Annotated in this window: 17 protein-coding genes and 1 pseudogene; 10 read left to right on the top strand and 8 right to left on the bottom strand. The window is 29.3% G+C overall.

What is annotated here, in order from left to right:
• Positions 1-165: 165 nt before the first annotated feature.
• The 3 genes from H518_RS0114320 to H518_RS0114310 all read right to left on the bottom strand — a co-directional run bounded on the left by H518_RS0114320 (position 166) and on the right by H518_RS0114310 (position 4,740).
• The gene (locus tag H518_RS0114320; RefSeq protein WP_240472522.1) at positions 166-3,000 is read right to left on the bottom strand and encodes a TonB-dependent receptor; all 2,835 of its coding nucleotides are present in this window, start codon (positions 2,998-3,000) and stop codon (positions 166-168) included.
• 105 nt (positions 3,001-3,105) lie between these two features.
• Positions 3,106-4,095 (bottom strand): FecR family protein, encoded by a 990-nt coding sequence (locus H518_RS0114315; RefSeq protein WP_028889701.1) that lies wholly within the window; start codon positions 4,093-4,095, stop codon positions 3,106-3,108.
• 78 nt (positions 4,096-4,173) lie between these two features.
• Positions 4,174-4,740, bottom strand: coding sequence for an RNA polymerase sigma factor (locus H518_RS0114310; RefSeq protein ID WP_028889700.1), 567 nt, complete (start codon positions 4,738-4,740; stop codon positions 4,174-4,176).
• 166 nt (positions 4,741-4,906) lie between these two features.
• Between H518_RS0114310 and ychF the strand changes: the two genes are divergently transcribed.
• From ychF to H518_RS0114295, 4 genes and pseudogenes are all read left to right on the top strand, one after another.
• The gene (gene ychF, locus H518_RS0114305) at positions 4,907-5,998 is read left to right on the top strand and encodes a redox-regulated ATPase YchF (RefSeq protein ID WP_028889699.1); all 1,092 of its coding nucleotides are present in this window, start codon (positions 4,907-4,909) and stop codon (positions 5,996-5,998) included.
• A 237-nt stretch (positions 5,999-6,235) separates the two neighbouring features.
• Positions 6,236-6,625: pseudogene (locus tag H518_RS21545) on the top strand (DMT family transporter); the annotation flags it as partial.
• Positions 6,617-7,099, top strand: a complete 483-nt coding sequence (locus H518_RS21540; RefSeq protein ID WP_407635134.1) for an EamA family transporter — start codon at positions 6,617-6,619, stop codon at positions 7,097-7,099. The pseudogene H518_RS21545 and the gene H518_RS21540, both read left to right, overlap by 9 nt.
• Positions 7,100-7,195: 96 nt before the next feature.
• On the top strand, positions 7,196-7,867 hold the full coding sequence (locus H518_RS0114295; protein WP_028889698.1) for a DUF2461 domain-containing protein: 672 nt from the start codon (positions 7,196-7,198) through the stop codon (positions 7,865-7,867).
• Between the two features lie 83 nt (positions 7,868-7,950).
• Here the strand turns inward: H518_RS0114295 and H518_RS21240 are convergent, their stop codons facing one another.
• A complete protein-coding gene (locus tag H518_RS21240) occupies positions 7,951-11,235 on the bottom strand; it encodes a T9SS type A sorting domain-containing protein (RefSeq protein ID WP_028889697.1) in 3,285 nt (1,094 codons plus the stop codon).
• Between the two features lie 107 nt (positions 11,236-11,342).
• Here H518_RS21240 and H518_RS0114285 point away from each other — a divergent pair, with 107 nt between their 5' ends.
• Both H518_RS0114285 and H518_RS0114280 read left to right on the top strand, forming a co-directional pair.
• On the top strand, positions 11,343-14,372 hold the full coding sequence (locus tag H518_RS0114285) for a glycosyltransferase family 117 protein (protein WP_028889696.1): 3,030 nt from the start codon (positions 11,343-11,345) through the stop codon (positions 14,370-14,372).
• A gap of 4 nt (positions 14,373-14,376) precedes the next feature.
• On the top strand, positions 14,377-15,153 hold the full coding sequence (locus H518_RS0114280) for a class I SAM-dependent methyltransferase (protein ID WP_028889695.1): 777 nt from the start codon (positions 14,377-14,379) through the stop codon (positions 15,151-15,153).
• A 260-nt stretch (positions 15,154-15,413) separates the two neighbouring features.
• Here the strand turns inward: H518_RS0114280 and H518_RS0114275 are convergent, their stop codons facing one another.
• The 3 genes from H518_RS0114275 to H518_RS0114265 are packed head-to-tail and all read right to left on the bottom strand — an operon-like array spanning position 15,414 to position 18,199.
• Entirely contained in the window at positions 15,414-16,163 is a 750-nt protein-coding gene (locus H518_RS0114275) for an SDR family NAD(P)-dependent oxidoreductase (RefSeq protein WP_028889694.1), read from the bottom strand.
• Positions 16,164-16,213: 50 nt separating this feature from the next.
• Entirely contained in the window at positions 16,214-16,792 is a 579-nt protein-coding gene (locus tag H518_RS0114270; RefSeq protein ID WP_028889693.1) for a TetR/AcrR family transcriptional regulator, read from the bottom strand.
• Between the two features lie 60 nt (positions 16,793-16,852).
• The gene (locus H518_RS0114265; protein ID WP_028889692.1) at positions 16,853-18,199 is read right to left on the bottom strand and encodes an MATE family efflux transporter; all 1,347 of its coding nucleotides are present in this window, start codon (positions 18,197-18,199) and stop codon (positions 16,853-16,855) included.
• Positions 18,200-18,300: 101 nt separating this feature from the next.
• On the opposite strand from H518_RS0114265, the gene H518_RS0114260 reads away from it, so the two are divergent.
• Genes H518_RS0114260 through H518_RS0114250 form a run of 3 tightly spaced genes read left to right on the top strand, consistent with a single transcriptional unit; the run spans position 18,301 to position 20,463 of the window.
• Positions 18,301-18,693: an acyl-CoA thioesterase gene (locus H518_RS0114260; RefSeq protein WP_028889691.1), complete on the top strand. Its 393-nt coding sequence runs from the start codon at positions 18,301-18,303 to the stop codon at positions 18,691-18,693.
• Positions 18,694-18,723: 30 nt separating this feature from the next.
• Positions 18,724-19,842, top strand: coding sequence for a DEAD/DEAH box helicase (locus H518_RS0114255; RefSeq protein WP_028889690.1), 1,119 nt, complete (start codon positions 18,724-18,726; stop codon positions 19,840-19,842).
• Positions 19,843-20,463, top strand: coding sequence for a trimeric intracellular cation channel family protein (locus H518_RS0114250; RefSeq protein ID WP_028889689.1), 621 nt, complete (start codon positions 19,843-19,845; stop codon positions 20,461-20,463).
• 145 nt (positions 20,464-20,608) lie between these two features.
• Here the strand turns inward: H518_RS0114250 and H518_RS0114245 are convergent, their stop codons facing one another.
• Complete coding sequence (locus H518_RS0114245) at positions 20,609-21,043, bottom strand: hypothetical protein (RefSeq protein WP_028889688.1); 435 nt, start codon at positions 21,041-21,043, stop codon at positions 20,609-20,611.
• Positions 21,044-21,268: 225 nt separating this feature from the next.
• Between H518_RS0114245 and H518_RS19950 the strand changes: the two genes are divergently transcribed.
• Entirely contained in the window at positions 21,269-24,352 is a 3,084-nt protein-coding gene (locus tag H518_RS19950) for a glycosyl hydrolase family 18 protein (protein ID WP_081411194.1), read from the top strand.
• The last annotated feature ends 246 nt before the right edge of the window (positions 24,353-24,598 follow it).

Raw genomic sequence — 24,598 nt, 5'->3', positions numbered from 1 at the left:
TTATTAATAAGGTGAAGGTTGCTTTTTTATACTCATTAATTTAACATTTTTTTTAGAAAAAATAAAAAAAGTTATTTTAGGTAGCTATTTTATAACAAAGAAATACTAGAAAAGTAAATGTATTTTACCTATTATATTATGTTCGAATAGGTATAATTAGGCTGTTTAGAAAGAAATCTGAATTTTTGTGTAGTAGAAAGCACCACTAGTTCCCATTTGTGTAGCATCCCATAAACCACCGCTATCAGTAAATTTATCTTGTACAGTTGGGTGAGTGTTAAAAAGGTTGGTAACACCTGTTTGATAACTCATGTTTTTTAAAAAATGATACCTTAAATGTAAATCAACAGTGTATTTTGATTCATAGGTATCAGTAGCAGCTGTAATACGATTAGCTTCAGAATTGTTAAAGAAACTAAGGTCTTTACTTATTTGCCAATCTATTAATTGAACACTACTAAATCTGGTAATATTTGCGTTTAGATTAAATTTTTCCTTTTGATAATTAAAATTTAAACTAAATTTATTTTTAGGGGCAGATGCTAATAGAAAATGACGTTCTCTAATTCCAAAAAAGGTTTCTTTATCTAAGTTTTTATTATTTACATTATCTATTTTCATAGAATTAATATTTCCAAAAAAACTAATCGAAAATTTAGATTTGTTAAATTTTTTAAACCAATTCATTTTAAGGTCTATACCACGAGTTGTTGTATTTACTCCATTTGCGAAGAATTGTATGTTTTCAACATTAAATCCTAATGCAGAAGGGTTAAAATTTCCGCTCAATATAATTCTGTCTTTTATCGAAATATAATAAGAATCAATACTGAAGTTAAAATTAGTAAATGGAGTATAAGCAAGACCAGCACTTATGTTTTTAGCTTTTTCTTCTTTTAATTTACCAATACCAAATTGTCTTGTGATAGGGTTGTTATTCGCCACTAATAAAGATTCTGTTGGTTGGTTTCCCATGTAATTTGTAAAGGCTAAATTGTAATATATTTGAGCTAACGAAGGAGCTCTAAAGCCGGTGCTAAATGAACTTCTTAAATTAAGGTTAGAGGTAAGTTTTATTCGAGTAGCCAATTTAGAATTAAGAGTACTACCAAAATCGCTATAGTTTTCATACCTTAAAGCAGTAGCAATCATCCACTTTTTTGTGAAATCAAATTCACTATCTATATATAGGCTTGAGTTTGTACGAACTCTTTTTAATTCATTATTAGGAGAGTACCCAGGGAAACCTTGTGAGCCACCAGGACGAATTTTGTTATTTAAAGTAACCAAATCTGTTATAGGAGTAGAAGAGGTAACAGTATTACCATATATGTCATAAGAGTTGTAGGAAGCTTTTTCTCCTGCAAAAATTTCATAGTTCTCTAATCTGTGTTCTGCTCCAAAAGCTACATTTATTCCATTAAGTGGTTTTTTGAAATTTCTAGAAAGGTCAACACTAGTTGTGTTTTGACTTAATGAATGGCCACCTGCGTCAAATTCGGTTGGAGATGTATTAACTAATGTAGCATTTAATGTGTTTTTAATGAAATAATGAAAGTTATTAGCTCCATAAGTATTATTAAAATCGATATTCCAGTTTTTATAGTTTGATCTTAGCCCTATAGAAAAAGATTTATCTGAAATTTGTGAAGTAATTAGAGGGTTAAACCCATTAGGATAAATATCTATTACGTTTCTTTCTCCGTTTGGTTTTCTTGTAAAAGCATAAGCATCTGTATTTTTTAAATTATAGCCTCCATTTGCATAAATAACAGATTTACCTGTAATAGGAATTTCGGAATTAAAAAAGGTACTCATGTTTTTTATAGCTGCATCTCCAAATTTTTCTCTTAAACTTGTGCCCACTCTAAAAGTATGATCTTTAGATAAAAAATCAGTAGAAATATTTAAAAAACCATTTTCTAGTATTTTTGTACCATAGTTTATGCCAACCTTATACGTAAGCCCATCAATACTTTTTCTTTTAGGTTTATTGTTTACAGTCGCATTATTAAAACCTAAAGTTGTATTTACCTGAAGAGAGTTTTTATTTTTTTTTAGTATAATATTAATTACTCCAGCAATGGCATCTGAACCATATTGAGCAGAAGCACCGTCTTTTAGTATTTCAATTCTTTTAATAGCAGAAACAGGAATTGTATTTAAATCGGTACCTGAATTGCCTCTTCCTCTTGTTCCGTATAAATTAATAAGTGATGCTTGATGTCTTCTTTTTCCGTTGATGAGCACCAATGTTTGATCAGGACCTAGACCTCTATAGGTAGCGGGTACAATATGATCAGCTCCATCAGCTCCAGATTGCTTTGTGGCGTTAAAAGATGGAATACTATATTGTAAAAATTGATTAACTTCTAATAACCCGCTTTTTAATGAAATTTTATTAATATCAATAATATCGGTGGCAATGGCGGCATCTTTCTTTTTCCTTAAACTATTTCTAGAACCTACAACTAGGATTTCATCTAATTGTAAGCCTGATTGTAACATTACTTTTAATTGGTTGTTAAAAGAGGTAATAGTTTGAGATTCGTAGCCAACATGTGCTATGATTATTGGGTTATTTTTGTTTAGTTTTAAAGAGAAAGAGCCATCGGATAAAGTAACAGCACCGTTATTAGTTTCGCTTTCTATAATACTAGCTCCTTTTACAGGGCTATAATTAGTATTTAAAACAACGCCAGTAATTAATCTCTTAGTAATTTTTGTGTAATTATTTACCGAATCTAAAGTGTTTGTAATTCTATTTTTTTCGGTTTTTGTTTTGTTATAAATAACATAATAATTGTTACCTAGGTAATCTAATTTTAAAGAGGTGCTTTTTTTTAAAAGGCGTAAAGATTTTTTTAGAGAAAGCGTTTCAAAATTCGTTTTATCAATGAATTTTTCTTTTAAATCGGTAGGGTTATATGTAAAGTATATATTATGCTTTTTACTTAAATGATTGATGAAATGTATAATAGGGGTCTTGTTTTTTTTCAAGACCTGACTATGTACTGTAGTAAAAAAGCATAAGAATCCAAAGATAATTATGTTAGATGAAGAGCGGCTTTTTAGTAGTTTTAATAGTTTGATGAACTGTGTAAATTATTTTTTAGAAACAACTAATTTAGTGTTTTCTTTTGTAATTATAACATTAGCAGACTTTTCTATAGCTTTTAAACAAATATTTAAGTTCGTAGTTGGTACTGTTCCTGTAATTAAGGTGTTCTTAATTTTTTTGTTTTTAAAGACAATTTTATAACCGTAGGTTTCTGTAACTTTTTTTAACGCATTAATTAATGTGGCATTATTAAAAGTTAGGGTACCGTTTTTCCAAGAAGTTTTTTCTGTAGCTACTACTTTGGTGTGATCTTCTAAAATTTTATTTTGTTTTGCAGAGAAAGAGATAAAATCACCAGGAAGCATTTTTTTTGATTTTCCATTTTTTAATGATAGCCAAATATTACCTTCTTCTAAGAAAACTTGAGTTTTTTCTTTTCTAGAGTTTACATTAAACATAGTACCATAAACTTCAACTTTTAGGTCGTTTGTAAGTACCCAAAATTTAGCGTTTGTAGATTTTTTTTTATTTACTTGAAAATATGCTTCACCTTTTAACCAAACTTTCCTAGAGTTATCTTTTGAATAAGAAAGGGTTGAATTAGCATTTAAGGTAACAGTACTTCCGTCTTGAAGTTTTAAATTTAATGTTTCTCCAAAACCGGTTGTATATGTTGTAGTTGTATTATTAAAAGCATAAAACCCAATAGATATAAACAAAGCAATCGTTGCTGCAATTCCAATCCATTTACCTTTGTTGAAAGAAACTTTTTTAGGTGTTTTTTGTTTTTCTAAAATTCTTTTCTCAAAAGCACTCCATTCTAGATTTATTTTTTCTTCAGGAATAAGACTTTCTTTAAATTGGATACCAATAATAATATCTTTTGCTTCTTTAACAAGCTCTTTTTTATCAAGGTTGTTTTCTAACCAATAATTCCAAAAAGATACATCGCTCAATTTTGTATTTAACGCCCAATTTTTAAAAGAGGTATCGTTTAAAAAGTCGTTAATGTTATTGTATATTTTATTCGTCATTATTAATGTAGGGAAAACGTATGCTTATATCGTTATAAGTACTTAAATTATAATATATACTCTTTTAAGTTGGCGAATTTAAGAATTAAATAATTGTAATACTTTAATTTCTTCTCTTAAGCCTTTTATTGCTTTATGTATATTGTTTACTACGCTCTGGTAGTTGATATCCATTACATCGGCTATTTCTTGAGTTTTAAGATTACAATTATATTTTAAATATAAAACTTCACGTTGTCTTTTGGGAAGTTTATTTAATAAAGTAGTTAAGTTTTTGTTTCTAAAAGTAGTTGATTCTTGATGGGTAATAAGTTCTTCAGGAGTAAAGTGAATATCAACAATATTTTCGTTAATGTCACGTACCATTTTTGTTTTTTGATTTTTTTGAAGAATTTTAATAATAAATCTTCTGTAAGAAGTAAATAAATATGGCGCAATATGATTTAAATCGCTTAAGTTTTCTCGATGTTCATAAATATACATGAAAAAATCTTGAAGAGAATCTTCAGTAACTGTTTTGTTACCTGAAATTTTTAATCCATAATTAAATAAACTAGAATAATAGTTTTTAAAAAGGGCTCCAAAAGCTTTTAAATCGCCCTCTTTTAAGGATTTCCATAAAATTTCATCAGACAGTTTTTTCATAAAGAAAAGCGAATGTTTTGTTTAAATGTTTTTGAAATATAGTAAAAAATATTTAAATGTTTTTTTATTTCCTTTTTGTTAAATATAATTGAACATGAAATAAACGACTAAAATTCAAAGCAAAACATTATATTTGCACTCGCAAATTTTTCAATAAAAGAATAGAATGAAAGCAGGAATTGTAGGGTTACCAAATGTAGGAAAATCAACATTATTTAATTGTTTATCAAATGCAAAAGCACAAAGTGCAAACTTTCCGTTTTGTACTATTGAGCCAAACATAGGTGTTGTAAATGTACCTGATCCTAGAATTCAGGTTTTAGAAGGTATGGTTAATCCTGAAAGAGTAATGCCAGCAACAGTTGAAATTGTTGATATTGCAGGATTGGTAAAAGGAGCAAGTAAAGGTGAAGGTTTAGGAAACCAATTTTTAGCAAATATTCGTGAAACAGATGCGATTATTCATGTATTACGTTGTTTTGATAATGATAATATTATTCATGTAGATGCTTCGGTAGATCCCGTAAGAGATAAAGAAACAATTGATATTGAATTACAGTTAAAAGATTTAGAGACTGTTCAAAAACGTTTAGAGCGTGTAAAAAGAACAGCTAAAACTGGAAATAAAGAAGCTCAAATTGAATTAGAAATTTTATTAAAGATTGAGGAGACTTTATTAAGTGGAGTTTCTGTAAGAGCAATTGAATTTTCTGAAAAGGATGATGAAATAGTTAAGTCATTACAATTTATTACAGCAAAGCCAGTATTATACGTTTGTAATGTAGATGAAGGAGCTGCGGTAACAGGTAACGATTATGTAAATGCTGTTAAAGAAGCTGTAAAGAACGAAAATGCTGAGGTAATTGTTTTAGCAGTTGGTACAGAAGCTGATATTACTGAGTTAGATGATTATGAAGAGCGTGAAATGTTTTTAGCTGATATTGGATTAAAAGAAGCAGGAGCTTCTGTTTTAATTAGAGCGGCTTATAAATTATTAAACTTACAAACTTATTTTACAGTTGGTGTAAAAGAGGTAAGAGCTTGGACTATTAATATAGGTGATACTGCACCACAAGCAGCTGGAGTTATTCATACCGATTTTGAAAAAGGGTTCATTCGTGCAGAAGTAACAAAGTACGAAGATTATACTACTTTAGGTGGTGAACAAAAAGTAAAAGAAGCAGGTAAATTAGGTGTTGAAGGAAAAGAGTACATCGTACAAGACGGTGATATTATGAACTTTAGATTTAATGTGTAATTAGGTTTACTAGTTTTTAAAATAAATTAAAACGTCATATCGATATAACTTCGATATGACGTTTTTTATTCATGATAATAGCTTTAATATGTTTTTTTATAGTGGGTTATGTCTTGTGTTAATACGTTTTTGTATAATTGGCTATCGTAAGATAGAGGGTTTAATTTCTTCTAATAAAGAGAAGTAATACTATGTTTGCCTGATGAGAAATAAAAACAATTTTTTAGAGGTGTATTACTAGGTATTTTAGGAATCGTTTTATTTTCATCTAAAGCTGTAATGGTAAAACTAGTTTATAAATATGATGTAGATGCTATTAGTGCTTTATTGTTACGTATGCTTTTTTCATTTCCTTTTTACATAGTCATAGCATATTATTTTAGAAATGAAAATAAAGAAATACCGAATACTAAAAATGATTACTTGTGGGTATTTCTTTTTGGTTTTGTAGGTTATTATTTGGCTAGTTTTTTTGATTTTGTAGGGTTAACGTATATCAAAGCTAGTTTAGAACGTATTATCTTATTTATATACCCAACAATAGTATTGTTATTTAATAGGTTGTTTTTTAAACACCGTATAAGTAAAAAACAACAATTGGCAATTTTTATAACTTATTTGGGTATATTAATTACATTTGGAAGCGAGGTAAGTATTTCAGGTAATAATACTTATATAGGAGGCTTTTTTGTGTTGTTAAGTGCAATAACATATGCATCTTATTTAGTAGGAAGTGGTTGGTTAATTCCAAAGTTTGGAGTTATGCGTTTTACAGCATATGCAATGTTGGTATCATGTATTTGTGTTTTTATCCATTTTGGAATTATTTCAAATGTAAATATTTTTAGTTTTTCATGGGAGGTATATCTTTTAGGTTTTCTTATAGCCGTTTTTGCGACTGTTATTCCTTCATTTTTAGTTTCAATTTCCATAAAGTTAATCAATTCATCAAATTTTGCTATTGTTGCAGGAGTAGGACCAGTATCAACAATTATACTAGCGGTTATTTTTTTAAATGAAACTATAACGATTCTACAAGTTGTAGGGATTATAATTGTAGTATCAGGGATTTTATTAATTTCAAAAAATAAGAAAAAGTAGGTTTATTAATATACGATTTCATGTAGTTATAAAAAATTAATGGATATTGTTATTGGGCTAAAATTAGTATCTTTCACTTCCTAAAATTCAATAGTAATGCAATTAGAAAAATCAACTTTTCAATTTTTAAAAAACTTAAATGAAAATAATGATCGTGACTGGTTTACAGAGAATAAAAAGGAATATGATGTTTGTTTAACTAATGCAAAAGAATTATTTTCAAACATCCATCAAAAATTAGAAATACACGATGATATAGGGAAACAAAAAGTATATCGAATTTATAGAGATGTACGTTTTTCAAAAGATAAAACACCATATAATCCGCGTTTTGCAGTTTCTTATGCTAGAAATGGAAAACATTTAAGAGGCGGGTATTTTTTACAGATAAAACCTGGAAATACTGTTTTAGGAGGTGGGTTTTGGCAACCTGAAAAAGAAGATTTATTTCGTATTAGAAAAGAGTTTGAGTTAGACGATTCTGAAATTCGTGAAGTTTTATCTGAAGACAGTTTTGTAAAGTATTTTAATGGTAAATTGGAGGGAGATGAGTTAAAAACGGCTCCTAAAGGTTTTGATAAAGAGCATAAGTCAATAGATTTAATTAGAAAAAAAGGTTTTATAGCTATTCGTAAATTTACAGACAAGGAAGTTATGTCTAAAAATTTCGTAGATGAAGTTAATGCTTCATTTAAAGCGCTTCGCCCTTATTTTAATTTAATGAGTGATATACTTACTACTAATTTGAATGGGGAAAGTGTAGTTTAATATTTATTAGAATAATATATAGTTAAAGCAAAAAGGTGCTGTTATTAATAACAGCACCTTTTTGCTTAGAGTTAAAGAAGTATTTAGTTTTTAATAATCATTTTTTTAGAATCTATTCTTACACCATTTGTATACAGTGAATAAATATAAACTCCAGAAGATAAATAATCATTATCGAAAATAATATGATTTTCTCCTCGCTCCGTTAAAACTATCTTTTGAATTAATTGCCCATTAGTATTATGTATTTTAATATAGGCATTAGTAACATTGGTAGGAATAATAAAAGGTATTTTAGTTTCAGTTGAATAAGGATTTGGAGTATTCTGAAAAAGTTTAGCTTTTAGACCCTTAGGTAAAGGTAAAGTACCATTACAAGCACATGATTCAATTTTCTCGATCCTAGAAATTAAATCATTTATTTTAGTTTCTTGATTCGCAAGAATAGGAGATAAGTCAACAGATATAGAGTTCCCATTTTCAATATCAATTTGTAATGTATTACCTGTTAAAGTTGCCGTTAAGTCTTGATTATCTGTTCCTGTAGCTCCACCTAAATCAGCTAAATCAACAGAGTTACCGTTAGCAATACTAAGAGTTGTACCTGATAAAATAAGGTTTTGATTGTCTGTATTGTCCTTGTAAGCAGATAAATCAATTGTTGTAGTATCGTTTGTAAGACTTAAGATATTAGAAGTTGTATTAAGTGTTAAATCCTGAGCATCCGTATTATCCAAATATCCAGATAAATCTATTGTAGCAGCATTACCAGAAATACTTAATGTGTTGGTAGCTAATGAAAGTGATTGCGCATCCGTATTATCTAAATACCCTGATAAATCTACACTAGTTCCATCATTCGTTAAACTTAATGTATTACTACTTAATGATAAATTTTGTGAATCAGTCCCTGTTCCATCTTGTAATCCTGATAAATTAACACTATTTCCATTTGCTATACTTAATGTAGTTCCTGAAAATGAAATTGATTGTGCATCTGTATTATCTAAATACCCTGATAAATCTACACTTGTCGCATCATTCGTTAAACTTAATGTATTACTACTTAATGATAAATTTTGTGCATCTGTATTATCCAAATAACCTGATAAATCTACACTTGTTCCATCATTCGTTAAACTTAACGTATTAGTTGTTAAACTTAAATCTTGTGCATCTGTGTTATCTAAATATCCTGATAAATCAATAGTTGATGCATTTCCTGAAATACTTAATGTATTTGTTGCTAACGAAAGTGATTGTGCATCGGTATTATCCAAATAACCTGATAAATCAATAGTTGATGCATTACCAGAAATGCTTAACGTATTGGTAGCTAAAGAAAGTGATTGCGCATCCGTATTATCTAAATAGCCTGATAAGTCTACACTAGTTCCATCATTCGTTAAACTTAATGTATTAGTACTTAAAGATAAGTCCTGAGCATCTGTGTTGTCTAAGTATCCAGATAAATCTATTGTAGCAGCATTCCCTGAAATACCTAATGTATTTGTTGCTAATGAAAGTGATTGCGCATCTGTGTTGTCTAAGTATCCAGATAAATCTATTGTAGCAGCATTACCTGAAATACCTAATGTATTTGTTGCCAATGAAAGTGATTGAGCATCTGTGTTATCTAAGTATCCAGATAAATCTACCGTAGATGCATTTCCTGAAATACCTAATGTATTTGTTGCTAATGAAATAGATTGCGCATCCGTATTATCTAAATACCCTGATAAATCTACACTAGTTCCATCATTCGTTAAGCTTAATGTATTAGTACTTAAAGATAAATCTTGTGCATCTGTGTCAGCTTCAGATGTAACCCATTGAGTTCCATTCCATGAAAACGGAGCATTTAAATCAGTGTCATAAACAAATAGTCCTTTTTCTAAAGCTGTTAAACCAGTTTGCAAAGTTGTTCTTTGTGCTGTTGTTAATCTATTTAACAATAAACCTTTAGTAGTTCCTGTTAAATCTAATGAGGCTTTTGCATTTGGTGTATCTGTTCCAATACCAACACTTAATGGATTGGTAGCTCCACCTAAAACCATGGTATTTGCAAGTGCCGCTGTAGCCGCATTACCTATTGCTACAGAGTTGTCTCCACTAACAATAGCATTGTACCCTAATGCTATATTGTTTGTTGCATCTAATGCACCTCCAGTATTATCAATTAAGTCATTTGAAGCTGCACCGTAACCAATAACAATAGCTCCATCATTTTTAATAATAGCTCCAGAACCAATAGCTACAGATTGTTTATTATCTATATCTACACTATTACCGATACCTACAGCATACGATTGTGAAATATTTGTTAGATCTCCAAAACCTACTGAATAATCGGCATTAGCATTCATGTTTAATGAATTTCCTATACCAACAGCATTATTACCACGCATATCATGGTTATTACCAATAGAAATACTATACTGAGCATTGTTATAACCACTGTATCCCATAATAATAACATCATTATTATCTACATCAATATCAGCACCAATAAATGTTGTTCTATAGCGTCTTGTGTTGTTATAATCAGAAAAAGCTCCCATACCTACATTATCTTCCCCTTCTCTATTAGAAAAACCTGTCTGAAAACCTACATAGGTATTTCTGTTTGCATTCGTTGTACTATTGGTACGGTTATTATCCCAACCAGACATCCCTCCAACAAATGTATTATAATCAGCATACTCTGTGGCTACACCAGAAGCTGCTCCAATCATCGTATTCCATCTCCCATCTCCTACATCTGTACCTGCTGAATCACCTACTGCAGTATTATGATCTCCTTCATCTACATCAGATAAAGCTTCGTCTCCAATACCAGTATTTCTAAAACCTGTATTTGATGAAATTCCAGCTTCATTTCCTACAAATGTATTTCTATATCCTGTAGTATTAGAAAACCCCGCATCTTCACCTATAAAAACATTCTCATATCCTGTTGTATTTTTAGTTCCTGATTCTTCTCCTACGAAAGTATTATCATACCCCGTTGTATTAAACTCACCAGATTCTGTTCCTATGAAAGTATTATCACCTCCTGTTGTATTACTTTTACCAGCTTCCATTCCTATAAAAGTAGCATCAAAACCTGTTGTATTAGAATATCCTGCCATATATCCTATAAATGTACTCTCAGAAGTTGTATTGAATCTTCCTGCTCTGTATCCTAAAAAAGTAGTATAATGAGCTGAGGTAAGAGCTGAACCTGTACTGTCTCCATACATTGTATTATAATCTCCACTTGTAATGCTTACACCAGAACCGGTACCTGATGTTTCATTAAGTGTTTGGGCATGACTTCTTGCAAAACAAAGAAGTAGAATACCGATTAGTAGTAGTTTTTTATTCATTTCGTTTAATTGTTTGGTTATGACAAAATTACAGATTAAAATTAACATTGTTTTAAAAAAAAAATTAACTTTTAGTTCTGAATTTATTTATTATATATTTGAGGTCTGTGAGATCAACCCAAACAATTGTCAGCTGGGGATTATTTTTAATCTCTTTTATTATTTATGCAATTTGCATTCCTAATTCTATAACTTTTTGGGATAGCCCAGAATTTGTTGTTTCTAATTATTCTTTACAAACAACACACCCTGCAGGCGCGCCTTTTTATACCCTTATAGGTAATATTTTAATAGGAGTTTTTTTCTTTATAAAACCGATTATTGTTTCTAATTTAATTTCATCTCTTTTTGGAGCTTTATCTGTTGCTTATTTATTTAAAATAATTGTAATATTTTCTAGAAAAATAACACCTAATAGAAGTAACAAAATTCATAATATTTCAGGAATTATTGGAGCCTTATCATTTGCTTTTTGTCATAGCTTTTGGGTTGCTTCTACAGAAACAGAAGTATACACTTTGTCTTTCTTTTTATTGATTTTAATTTTTTGGTTAATTTTGAAATGGGAAGAAGTCAAAAATAAAAGACAAGAAAAAAAACTATTATTAGTAATTTTTCTTTTATTGGGTATTTCACTTGGAGTACACCTGATTAATTTAGCTGTAATAATACCTCTGACACTTATTTTTTTTAATAAAAAAATTGGTTTTAAAACAAAGCATATTCTTCTTTCTTTGTTTTTTGGATTAGTTCTATTTTTTATTTTTCTTAATATAATATTTCAAGGAACTATTTCTGTTTTATCCTCTTTTGATATTTGGATGGTTAACACATTAAAGTTTCCTGTTAATTTCGGAACTACTTTAGGTTATATTGCACTTATTTTAAGTATAATTTTAAGTGTTTTTATAAGTCATAAGTTACGAAAATTTACGCTTAATTATATTTTACTTTGTTTACTTATGTTTTATGTAGGTTTTTCTTCATACATAATGCCCTTAGTAAGATCACAAGTAAATACAGCTGTATCTAACACAACTTTAACTTCCTTAGATTTATTAAAGTATATTAGAGCTGAACAGTTTGGTCTTTCTAATATTCCTTTATTAAAAGGGACTTCTTTCAATGCTCCTTTAAATAGTAAGACTCCTTTTTTAGATGGAAAACCTACATTAAAATATAGTCCTACTAAAAAGAAATATACTACTATTAATGATGGTAAGAATAGTATTTATAATTATGATAAAAAGTTTAATTTGTTCTTCCCGAGAGTTTTTCATAAAAACAATATTAATAAAGAAGCATATAATACTTGGACGACTATAAAAGGGACTCCTGTTTTTTTACCCGAGTTAAAGAAAAGTATTAATAAACCTACTTTTTATGAAAATTTATCTTTTTTTTACAACTATCAAGTAAACTGGCTATATTTAAGATATTTATTTCAAAATTTTGTTGGAGTTCAAAATACATTTAAAGGAACAGGAAGTATAACAAAAGGTAACTGGGCTTCTGGTTTTAATTTTATTGATAGATATAGGATAGGAAACGAATCAGTTATTCCAAAATATTTTAAAAATTTAAATAGCAATACTGTTTTCTACGGAATTCCATTTTTACTTGGTTTATTAGGTTTGTACCAATTGCGTAAGCAAAAAGTTTACTTTTTAACTTCTATCTTATTGTTTTTAACCTTTGGTATTGGAATAACAATTTATGTTAACCCAGTGCCACAAAGTGTATTAATTCGTGAAAGAGATTATATTTTTGCGGGTTCATTTATTTTTTTATGTATATGGATAGGCCTGTCTGTTAATAGTTTATTCTCATTATTTAAATTTATAAAAAATGAGAAAATTAGAATTTTAACGATCGGACTAATTACTTTATTTGTTTCTCCTGTTCAATTATTAGCTAAAGGTTTTGATAGTCACTACAGAAAGAAGGAGGTTTTTGCTTTTGAACTTGGAAAAGCATATTTAGATGCTTGCCCTGAACAAGCTATCTTGATTACGAACTACGATAATATGACTTTTCCTCTTTGGTACCTACAAGAGGTTGAAAATTACAGAACAGACGTAAGAATAATAAATTTTGATCAATTACAATTAGATTGGTATGCTCAAAAATTAAAAGTGAAAATTAATAAATCTAAACCTATTACTATTTCTCTTAATGATGATTTTATTAATTCCAAAATTGATACAGAAATTCCTTTACGTAAAATAACTAATAAATACTTTAACCTAAAAAAGGTAGGTAATTTTCTTAATAACTCTAAAAATAAAATAAAACTTCAAGGGAGTGAATTTTATTTAATGCCAACTGAAAATTTTATTTTACCTATTCAGAAAAATAATAAAACATCTGACTGGAGTATTAAAAAAATAGATACTTTAAAATGGTCGTATAAAAAAAATATCTTTTATAAAAATGATGTTATTTTACTAGATATTATAGGTAACAATCTTAAAAATCGTTCTATTTGCTTCGCTGAAACCGGAGATAAAAAGCATTTTTTAGGGCTTGACAATTATTTAATTCAAAAAGGAATTGTTTTCGAGTTACTTCCAATGATTAGACCTAAAGATAAATTAAATCCAAAAATTGTAGATACTAGGACTTCTTTTAAAAACTTAGTAACTTCAAATCCTTTTAAAAAACAGAATAATATTGATTCTAAAGTAACTGATGAATCTGTTAGTATCTCTAAAAATATTTTAAGAAGATCTTACTATTTTTTAGCACAATCGTTAATAGAAAAAAACAATATTAAAGAAGCAGAAAGTGCACTAGATTACTGTATAAAAACGCTACCAAATGAATCAATACCTTTTCATGAATTTGGGTTTGCTCTTGGAAAACTTTATTATCGTATTAATAAAAGAGTAGAAGGATATAAAATTTGTTCAACTGCTATAGAAAATATTGAAAATGAACTGAAATGGATACTTTCTTTTAATCCACCTAGACCAATTATTAATGTAAGATATACAAATAGCTTAATGAAACGTTATGAGCAAATGATATTTCAAATAAAAGCATATAATCCTAAATATTATAATCACAAAATAGCTGAATTGAATTTGCTTAAAAAGCAATTAAAAAAATGGAAGCTTAAAAACTGGCCTTATTAATTATATGTTCTTTTTTTCAACAGAAGTTACTTCTTCAAAAATATCATCTGATTCACCTTTGTATCAGCGAACAAGAAAAGCCTATGAACTTATTAAAAATAAAGTTTATGGTTCTTTACTTGAAATTGGTCCAGGTGAGGGATATGGACTTAATTTATTAAAAGAAAAATGTACAGATATCTATGCTATAGATAAAGCGAATTATGCAGTTAACGAGCTTGCTAAAAAGTTCCCTGAGGCAACCGTTATAAAACAAAAAGCTCCTCCGTTACCACAAATAAAAGATGAAAGTTTAGATTTTGTTGTATGCTTTCAAGTAATTGAGCACATAAAAAATGATGTTCAATTTTTGAAAGAAATTTATAAAAAATTAAAACCTAATGGGACTTTATTTTTAACAACTCCAAATGTTGAGCAATCAGTAGCAAGAAATCCTTGGCATTACAGAGAGTATCAATATAAAGAATTAGATGTGCTTTTAAATTCTATATTTAAATCTGTCGTAATAAAAGGTATAAAAGGAAATGAAGTTTCAAGCCAGTATTATAGTGAAAATAAAAAAAGAGTTAGAAAAATTTTAAAATGGGATTATTTTGGTTTAGAGAAGAAACTACCTTCTTTATTACTTAAATTACCTTATGAAGTACTCAATAGAATAAATAGAAAAAAATTACTTAAAAAACATAAGAATCTAGTGCATAAAATCTCTTCAGAAGATTATATCTTGACAGATAAATGCGATAAAAACACTCTTGATTTTTTTTGTGCTATTAAAAAGTAAATTTCCCATTATTTAAGTTTACTACTTTAATATTTAAAAAAAATGAGATTCTAGTTTTACCATTTCATATATTCGAAATAAAGATAAATAAAATTAGAAAGATAAGTTGAAAACGACACCATTGATTTTATGACTATTGATTAGATTTACAGATAATTATAATACTTAATTTTATTTTAAAGAGAATTATAGATAGGATTAAATTAGAATAATAATTATGAAAAAAAGCTGAGATATAATCTCAGCTTTCTTCGTTAAAGTTATATTTGACTTAATCCACCATCAACCTCTAATTCAACACCATTAATATATGAAGCATCATCGGAAGCTAAGAATAATGCTGTATTAGCAATTTCTTCTGAAGTTCCGAACCTACCTAAAGGTACTTGACTAGCAAAACCTTTCCCCATTTCTTCTAAAACTTCTTGTGGTAATCCCATTTTACCGTATATTGGAGTATCTATAGGGCCGGGTGCAATTGAGTTTACACGAATACCTCTAGATTTCACTTCAGAAGTTAATACTCTAGCGTATGCTCTTAATGCACCTTTACTAGCCGAGTAAACAGACAGGCCGTCAAACCCTTTTTGATGAACAATAGAATTTGTAAATAGTATACTACCTTTATCATTCATATGAGCTAGAGCTTCTTTTACAGCTAATATCGGACCTTTAACATTAATGTCAAAAACTTCATTATAATGATCTATTGTAATATCAGTAGTAGGAGCAACCGGTGCAACCCCAGCATTTAAATAAAGAACATCTATTTTGCCATATTTTTCAACAGCTTTTTTGATTAATACTATATTATCTTCCTCTTTAGATACATCTGCAACAACAGTTATGTATTCACCTTTTAAATCTTTTGTTGCTTCTTTTAAAGCGTTTTCTCTTCTACCAGCCAACACTAGTTTAGCTCCGTGTTTTAAAAATAATTTGGCAGTTGCTAAACCGATTCCACTATTTGCACCTGTAATTACTGCTACCTTGTTTTGTAATTTATTCATTGTTATTTGTTTTTATTTGAAACGTTCGTTTCAAATTGAGTTAAAAAAAATTATTTTAATATAGAAAGGGTTGTTTTCACGATGCCTTCTAGTTGATTACAATCGTTCATTAAAATACCAGAAATACTTAAACCTTGAATAGCGTTTAGTAAGTATAATGCATATCCATGAGAAGAATTATTGTTATTAATAGAACCTTCTTGTTGTCCTTTTTCTATAAGTTCTTGAAATAATTGAATCATATTTTTATGATTATTATTCAAAAAGTTATTAATTGTAACTTCTTGATTGGCCATTTCTGAAGTACAATTATTAATTAAGCAACCTATGTTATTATTTGCTTTATTGTTTTTAACGTTTAAGTTAAAAATAGCTTCTATTGCTTGAAGAGGGGAATTTACATTACTTAATACTTTTTCAACAGTACATTTAAAAGAAGCTTGATAGTCCTTTAAGCAAACCATATAAAGGTCAAGTTTGCTACCAAAAGAATTATATATACTCGAACGGTTTAAACCAGTGGCATCTACTAGATCTTGCATAGATGTTAAACTGTAGCTTTTACGATGAAAAACTTCAGTTGCCTGTTTTATTACAGCTTCTTTATTAAATGTTTCTACTTTTGGCATCTTATTGAAATGAACGTTTCAAATGTATAACTTTTTTTAATACACAATTAAAAAGAAGTGTTAAATTTTACATTTTAGGTTTAATCTGATTTCTTTTTGTAGGAAAAAAAAAGTAACGATAGTCGATAAAATATCAGCTATGGGAAAAGACATCCATACGCCGTTTATTCCATGAAATTTAGGTAAAATATATACCAATGGTATTAAGAAAAAACCTTGTTTTAATAATGTTAACAGTAAAGCTGGTAAAGCTTTACCAGCTGCTTGAAAATAAGCTGAACCAATTAATTGTGTCGTAATTACAGGGATAGCTAAAAATGCTATAATTAAAGCATTAGGTGTGCGACTTAATAGTTCTTTATCATTAGTAAATAAACTAACTAATTGAGTAGGAAATATCATTATTAAAATAAAAATAAAAGTTGCGATTACTGTTCCGAATAAGATGGCAACTTTAATAGATTCTTTAACTCTTTTTGAATCATTAGCTCCATAATTATATCCAGCAATTGGTAAAAAACCTTGGGTAACACCTAATACAGGAAAGAGAGCAAACATCATTACTCTATTAATAATTCCATACACAGCTATTGATATTTCTCCGCCATATTTAAATAATGTATAATTTAGAATAATAATTAAAACACTAATAGTTCCTTGCCTAACAATAGTAATACCACCTAAAGCAATTATTTCTTTTAAAATTAAAAAATTGATTTTTAAATATTTTGGAATAATTTTAAGCTCCGTGTTTTTTGACAGAAAAAACCATAAAACAAATAACCCACTTATTCCATAAGAAATTGAAGTTGCTAAACCGGCTCCAAACATTCCTAAGTTCATGAATTTAATGAAAATAATATCTAAAATAATGTTACCGATAGCTGGTAAAATCATGGTAAACATGGCGTAATTAGGTTTGCCAACAGCTCTTATAACTGGGTTTCCCATCATAGCAAATGCTAAAAAAGGAACTCCATAAATAATTACATGAAAATATTCAGTAGCAGGAGCTACGATAGTACCATTAGCTCCAAATAATTGAAGAATAGGAAAACAAAATAAAGTTCCTATTACTACAAATAGTAAAGATAAACCAACAGTTAAGCTAATTTGATTACCAAATACATTAAAAGCTTTTAAAGTATTTCCTTTACCCAAATTTCTAGAAATTATAGAACTCCCACCAATTCCAATTCCCATTCCAATAGAAGAAATTAAAAAAGCGATAGGTAATACTACAGTAATAGCAGCTATAGCCATAACGCTAATCCAGCGTCCAACAAAAATAGTATCAACAATCATATTTAAAGACATTACTAAAATACCTATAGAAGCTGGTATAGCTTGCTTTAAAAGTAATTTGCTTATCTTTTCTGTACCAAATTTGCTAGTAATTTTATTCATAAATAATTTTAAACATTCGAATATCAGAAATATTATCTTATAACAGTAAAATCAACAGTCGATTTAAGTAATAATTAACATCATTCATGTAGTTTTGTCACATGAATTCGTATGAAAAAAAATATATAGTTACTTTAAACGAGATTGATGAGTATAATCATGTAAATAATGTGATTTATGTTCAATGGATGCAAGAAGTATCGAACAGTCATTGGCTATTACTTACAAAAGATCTTCCTCAGTTAGATTATGTTTGGTTTGTAATTAGGCATGAAGTAGATTACAAAAAACAAGGTGTTTTAGGAGATGAGATAACCGTAAAAACATGGGTTGGAGAAACAGCAGGAATAAAATCTATCCGTCATTTTGAAATGTGTAGAGGAGAGGAACTTTTAGTTAAATCACAAACAACATTTTGTTTGTTAGATGCAACGTCTCAAAAACCAAAAAGAATAACTAAAGAAGTAACAAACTTACTTTTAGGAGAAAAATAAGCAATATCTTTGCATTTATAAATTGACAGAATGACAACATTTAGAGCATTAGGAGTACGAAAGGAATACATAACAGGGTTGAAAGAGTTAGGAATAACAACTCCTACTGAAGTACAGAAAGAAGCTATACCTTATTTATTAGGTAATAATGCTGATTTTATAGGATTAGCACAAACAGGTACTGGTAAAACAGCAGCTTATGGCTTACCTGCTTTGCATAAAATAGATGTATCAAAAAATACGACTCAAGTTTTAATTTTATCACCAACAAGAGAATTGGTTCAGCAGATAAAAAAACAATTATTTAAGTTTACGAAATATGTAGATGGTAAAATATTTGTTGAAGCTGTTTATGGAGGAGAGAAAATTGAACGTCAAATTAATAATTTAAAAAGAACGACACATATAATTGTAGCTACACCAGGTCGTTTAATTGATTTAATAGAGCGAGGAGATGTTGATTTAAAAGATATTGAAACGTTAATTTTAGATGAGGCTGACGAAATGTTAAGTATGGGGTTTAAATTAGAGTTAAATCGTATTTTAAAATATACTTCAGGAACTAGAAAAACATGGTTGTTTTCAGCAACAATGCCAGAAGAAATTAGAAGTATAATTAAAAAATATATGGATACTTCTGCAAAGCAAGTTGAGGTTAATAAGAATTCGTTAGTAAACGCAAATATTACACATCAATTTTTGCAAACTACTATTCCTGAAAAGGTAAATGTTATTGTTCGTTTCTTAGAGAAAAGACACGAAGAAAGAGGTATTATTTTTGCAAGAACAAAGGCTGGAGCTCAAAAATTAACACGAGAGTTAAAAGAAGAAGGTTTTTCAGTAGAAGCTTTAGAAGGAGATATGCAGCAGAAAGAACGTGATAAAGTAATGCGTGCTTTTAAAAAAGAAACCCTTCAAATATTAGTATCAACAGATGTTGCTGCTAGAGGAATTGATGTGCATAATTTAGGATTTGTTGTACATCATCAATTACCAGAACAAATTGAATATTACACTCACAGAAGTGGAAGAACCGCAAGAGCAGGAAAAAAAGGAGTATCACTGGTATTAATTCTTAATAATGAGAGAAATAATATTAAAGAAGTTGAAAGAACATTACAAATACAATTTTCTGAAATAAGTATATAAGTGAACATTATTTATACCCTTGATATTGCAGGAACTTTTGCTTTTGCTATAAGTGGAGCATTGGTTGCAATAAAAAAAGACTTTGACATATTCGGTGTTATTATTATCGCTTTCGTAACAGCTGTAGGCGGAGGTATGATGCGAGATGTATTAATTAATGCACATCCAATAAACTGGATTAATGATATTAATTATATATGGACAATTTTAACAGCAGTAGGGATTACGTTTTTATTTAGAAGTAGAATTGCTCCTTTACGTAAAACGATGTTTTTATTTGATACGATTGGAATAAGTGTATTCACTTTATCAGGCCTAGAAAAAGGATTAGCATATGATTTACATCCATTTGTTGCTTTGGTTATGGGGATGGTATCTGCCGTTTTTGGAGGGGTAATTAGAGATGTGCTTACCCGAAAAGTCCCATTAATATTTAAAAAGGAAATTTATGCCTCGGCTTGTTTAGCAGGTGGGGTAGTATATCTTATTTTAAGTAATTTTAATATAAACAAAGATCTTCATTTTGTTATACCAGCAGCTGTTATTTTTATAATAAGAACAGTTGTTGTTAAATATCAATTAGAATTACCAAAGGTGAAAAAAGATGTACTTGGTAAGTAATTAATTGCTGGAGTATTTGTTTTTTTTTAACTTTAGAATATTACATAGTTTAGATGTTAAGTAGAATAGGAAGACTATATACAGTTAGCTAAAAAAGATTAATATATGCTAAATAGTGTTATGGTTTTATATCTTAAAAAGATTACTAAGAAAGCCAGTCTTTAATTTTACACTTTTTAGTATACCAAAGTATAAATATAGCAAACCCAATGACCATAGTAGGCATTATAAGAACGCCAGGTCCGTATACATCCATAGCACCACTTATAAAAACATTATAAAACATTTGTATAATAATCGCTACTAGCGAAACCAAAAATATAGGTTTTGCTATTTGTTTACGAAGTAATAAAAAAATACTACCAAAAACACCTCCAAAAACAGCTATTGCAAAAGCTGCCATTACCCATGATGGGGTATTTAATGCTAGTTCCATTACTTTTTTATCAGGATACATTGCTTTAAAAGCATCAGTTTTATAAGCTTGTTGAATGTATTGGTTAACCCCCATTGCATTCCATAATAAAGAGATACTACCAATTATCCAGAATAAGGTATTCGGTTTGTTTGAGTTAGACATAAGTTGTATATAATTAGTTAGTTATAAAAATACTTATAAATTATTAAAACTAAAAATTACTTTATGAAGATGGATTAAATTAATGCTTTTTAAGTTTGTAAAAGTGTGTTTAAATGATGAAATATGTATTTAGGTGTTGTTTTTTAGTTGTTTAGCTATTTTTTTTTACGGTAAAATATATTCGCCATAATTTTGAAAAGAATTAATTAATTTAAAATAAAATTTATGACACCCTTCAAATTAGTTAGAAAAAAACTGAAAATAGTTTTTTTCTTTATCACTGCATTTATGTTTTCACAGGTAAATACAGGTGGAAAAGCAACAACAGCCGATCATCAAAAGCAAGTTATTGGTTATATTAGTAATTGGGATGCTTGGAAAGATACAAAAGCAGGAGTTCCTAAAGCAGGTGCTTTAACACACTTAAATATTGATTACTCTAAGTATACTATTTTAAACTATTCTTTTTTTGGAGTAGCACGTGACGGTTCTTTACATAGTGGAGATCATAGAAATAAGAAAATTTATGATGCGAATGTATCGCAAGAGCCAGCAGATTTATTTTACACAGATTTATATAGTAGTTGGGATTTACATCTTTTATTCGGAGAATTAGAATATGTAAATTACGTGAATCCTTCAATAAAAACTCGTGCAGAAGCACAAGGTTTTCAGGTTGAAGTAGGAGCTAGTACTTGGACGCATCCAGTTTGGGGATTAAGCGGAGGTTTACCATTACCTCTTAAAAAAGAGAATGGAGCACTTGGGTTATTAGACATAGCTCATAAAAATGGTGTAAAAGTAATGGCATCTATTGGTGGATGGAGTATGTGTAAACATTTTCCAGAAATGGCAGCCGACCCAGTAAAAAAGGCAAGGTTCATTGAAGATTGTAAAAAATTAATAGCTATTGGATTTGATGGGATTGATTTAGACTGGGAATATCCAGGGCCATATTCAGGGATGAATTTTACTGGTTCACAGGCAGATTTTGCAAATTTTGAAACTTTAGTACAAGATATAAGAAATGCTATTGGAACAGACAAATTGATTACTTCAGCAATGGCTGCAGATCCAAGAAAGTTAGAAGGATTCAACTGGACAAAACTTTCTAAGAACATGGATTACTATAATATAATGACTTATGATTATAATGGAGGATGGTCTAATAAAGCAGGACATAACTCACCAGTATATCCTTATTCTGGAGCTGAGATTGATTTTTTTAATTGGCAAAGTACTTTAAATAAATTAGTAGAAGTAGGAGTTCCAAAAAAGCAAATTTGTTTTGGAGCACCTTTTTATGGAAGAGGAGTAATTACAGATGGTCCTGCAGCTCTTAATAAAAAAACAGTAAAAAGAGCAGAAACTTTACAGCCAGATGGTCCAATTCAAACAGCAGCAGATTACACTAACTGGCCTAAAGAAGTGTATGATGGAACTCCAAATTATTTTTTCATCAAACAAAAAGCATTATCACCAAATAGTGGATGGACAAGAAAATGGGATAATGAAGCTAAAGTACCGTATTTGGTAAAAGATAATTTTTTCCTTAGTTATGATGACGAGGAGTCAATAGGAATAAAAGCTAAATTTATTAACGATAATGGATTAGGTGGTACTATTGTATGGACTGTTTTTGGAGATCTTGAAATTTCAGGTTCGGTTACTTCTTTTGGTAGAAAACTTAAAAGATGGTCTAATGTAAAATCTCCATTAGTTAACAAAATTAATGAAGTTTTTGCAGAAGGAGGTACGTTACCAATTAATAAAGCTCCAACAGTAAGTATTTTAGCACCAGTAAATAATAGTACTCTTACAGCAGGAACATCAGTAATAATATCAGCAAGAGCAGCTGATTCTGATGGAACTGTTACTAAAGTAGAATTTTATGATGGAACTGTTTTGTTAGGACAGGATACAAGCTCTCCATATGAATATAATTGGGCAGTACCAAGTTTAGGAGCTCACACAATCACAGCGAAAGCTTTTGATAATGATAATGCTTCAACAGTATCTTTAGGAGTAAATGTTACGGTAGAAGCTAATACAGCTTCACCAGTAGTTACCATAACAAGCCCTGTGAATAATTATTCTTCAGAAGTAGGTTCAAATGTAGTATTAGCAGCAACGGTAACAAACGCTATAGGAAATATAACTAGTGTTGTTTTTGATGTAAATGGAGTTGTAGTTGCAGCAACAAATACAGGTGACAATTATACAGCAAACTATACGGCTTCTACAGTAGGAGAATATGTATTTAAAATAAAAGCTACTAATAGTGAAAATAAAAGTAGTGAAAGCCAAGTAGCTTTTTCAATAACAAAAGCTAGTACTGATCTATGTGTAAATTATTCTGTATGGTCATCAACAAAAGTGTATACTAACGGAGATGATGTTCAGTATAATAATGTGCATTATAGAGCTAAATGGTGGACAAAGAATGAAACTCCAGGTAAATCAGGAGTTTGGGAGAGTATTAAAAAATGTGGTGGTGACACAGGAGGTGGAGACAAAAATGTTGCTCCGACAGTAAGTATTTCTGCACCAACCAATAATAGTGTTATTACAGAAGGTAATGTGTTAAACATCGCTGCAAATGCAGCTGATAGTGATGGTACAGTTACGTTAGTTGAGTTTTATAGAGGAACTGTAAAATTAGGAGAAGATACTACAAGTCCTTATACTTATTCTGTAAATAATTTAAAAGTTGGTACCTATGAATTATCTGTTGTTGCTACAGATAATGATATGGCTAAAACTACATCGACTAGTGTAGCTGTTACTGTAGAATCTGCAGGGAATACAGGTGGTTGTAATGGAGTGGCACAGTATGTAGTAGGAACATCATACAGCCAAAATGCAGAAGTACAGAATAATGGAGAGAAATTTAGTTGTAGTGTAGCAGGTTGGTGTTCATCAAGTGCAGCATGGGCTTATGAACCGGGAACGGGAGCTCATTGGCAAGCAGCATGGAAAAAGACAGGTGCTTGTAGTACTACTGTAGCTTCTTTACCAAAACAAAACATAGGAACAAAAAGTAAAGATAAAATTAAGGTGTTTTCTAACCCAGTAGTAGATGATTTGATTATTGTTAACTTAAGTGATTTAAGTTTAAGAAGTAACGTGCAGTTACAATCTACAATACAGATTTTTGATATTAACGGTGTTGTTGTTCTTAGTAAAAAGATTAACCTAGGTAATAAGAAAAATACATTTGACGTTCGTTTTTTAAAGAATGGAATCTATTTTTATGGATTTGAAAAAAATGGAAAAAAGCATACTGGAAGATTTATTAAAGTAAAATAATCTTTTTTAGCTTATTGTTAACCTCATATAACTGTATTGGTTGTATGAGGTTTTTTTTATGGAATAATATAATCAGTTTATATACTTGATTATGAGTTTGTAATATGGGTAAGTGAAAGGGGTTAAGCGATTGATAATTAGTTATTTAAAACAAGTAACACTTATTTTATATATATAGGGTATCTTAAAAAAATGTTAAACTAAAAATAGAGGTGTAACAAATCAAAAAATGTATCGTCTTATAAG

It is taken from the genome of Tenacibaculum ovolyticum DSM 18103, assembly GCF_000430545.1.
Classification (GTDB): domain Bacteria; phylum Bacteroidota; class Bacteroidia; order Flavobacteriales; family Flavobacteriaceae; genus Polaribacter; species Polaribacter ovolyticus.
Note: the sequence above shows the minus strand (reverse complement) of the source record. Positions and strands in the feature narration are given on the sequence as shown.

Bases quoted from the DNA above. Each gene is read 5' to 3' on its own strand.
- H518_RS0114315 (WP_028889701.1), bottom strand. From the start codon at position 4,095: ATGACGAATAAAATATACAATAACATTAACGACTTTTTAAACGATACC.
- H518_RS0114310 (WP_028889700.1), bottom strand. From the start codon at position 4,740: ATGAAAAAACTGTCTGATGAAATTTTATGGAAATCCTTAAAAGAGGGC.
- ychF (WP_028889699.1), top strand. From the start codon at position 4,907: ATGAAAGCAGGAATTGTAGGGTTACCAAATGTAGGAAAATCAACATTA.
- H518_RS0114295 (WP_028889698.1), top strand. From the start codon at position 7,196: ATGCAATTAGAAAAATCAACTTTTCAATTTTTAAAAAACTTAAATGAA.
- H518_RS21240 (WP_028889697.1), bottom strand. From the start codon at position 11,235: ATGAATAAAAAACTACTACTAATCGGTATTCTACTTCTTTGTTTTGCA.
- H518_RS0114280 (WP_028889695.1), top strand. From the start codon at position 14,377: ATGTTCTTTTTTTCAACAGAAGTTACTTCTTCAAAAATATCATCTGAT.
- H518_RS0114275 (WP_028889694.1), bottom strand. From the start codon at position 16,163: ATGAATAAATTACAAAACAAGGTAGCAGTAATTACAGGTGCAAATAGT.
- H518_RS0114270 (WP_028889693.1), bottom strand. From the start codon at position 16,792: ATGCCAAAAGTAGAAACATTTAATAAAGAAGCTGTAATAAAACAGGCA.
- H518_RS0114265 (WP_028889692.1), bottom strand. From the start codon at position 18,199: ATGAATAAAATTACTAGCAAATTTGGTACAGAAAAGATAAGCAAATTA.
- H518_RS0114260 (WP_028889691.1), top strand. From the start codon at position 18,301: ATGAATTCGTATGAAAAAAAATATATAGTTACTTTAAACGAGATTGAT.
- H518_RS0114255 (WP_028889690.1), top strand. From the start codon at position 18,724: ATGACAACATTTAGAGCATTAGGAGTACGAAAGGAATACATAACAGGG.
- H518_RS0114245 (WP_028889688.1), bottom strand. From the start codon at position 21,043: ATGTCTAACTCAAACAAACCGAATACCTTATTCTGGATAATTGGTAGT.
- H518_RS19950 (WP_081411194.1), top strand. From the start codon at position 21,269: ATGACACCCTTCAAATTAGTTAGAAAAAAACTGAAAATAGTTTTTTTC.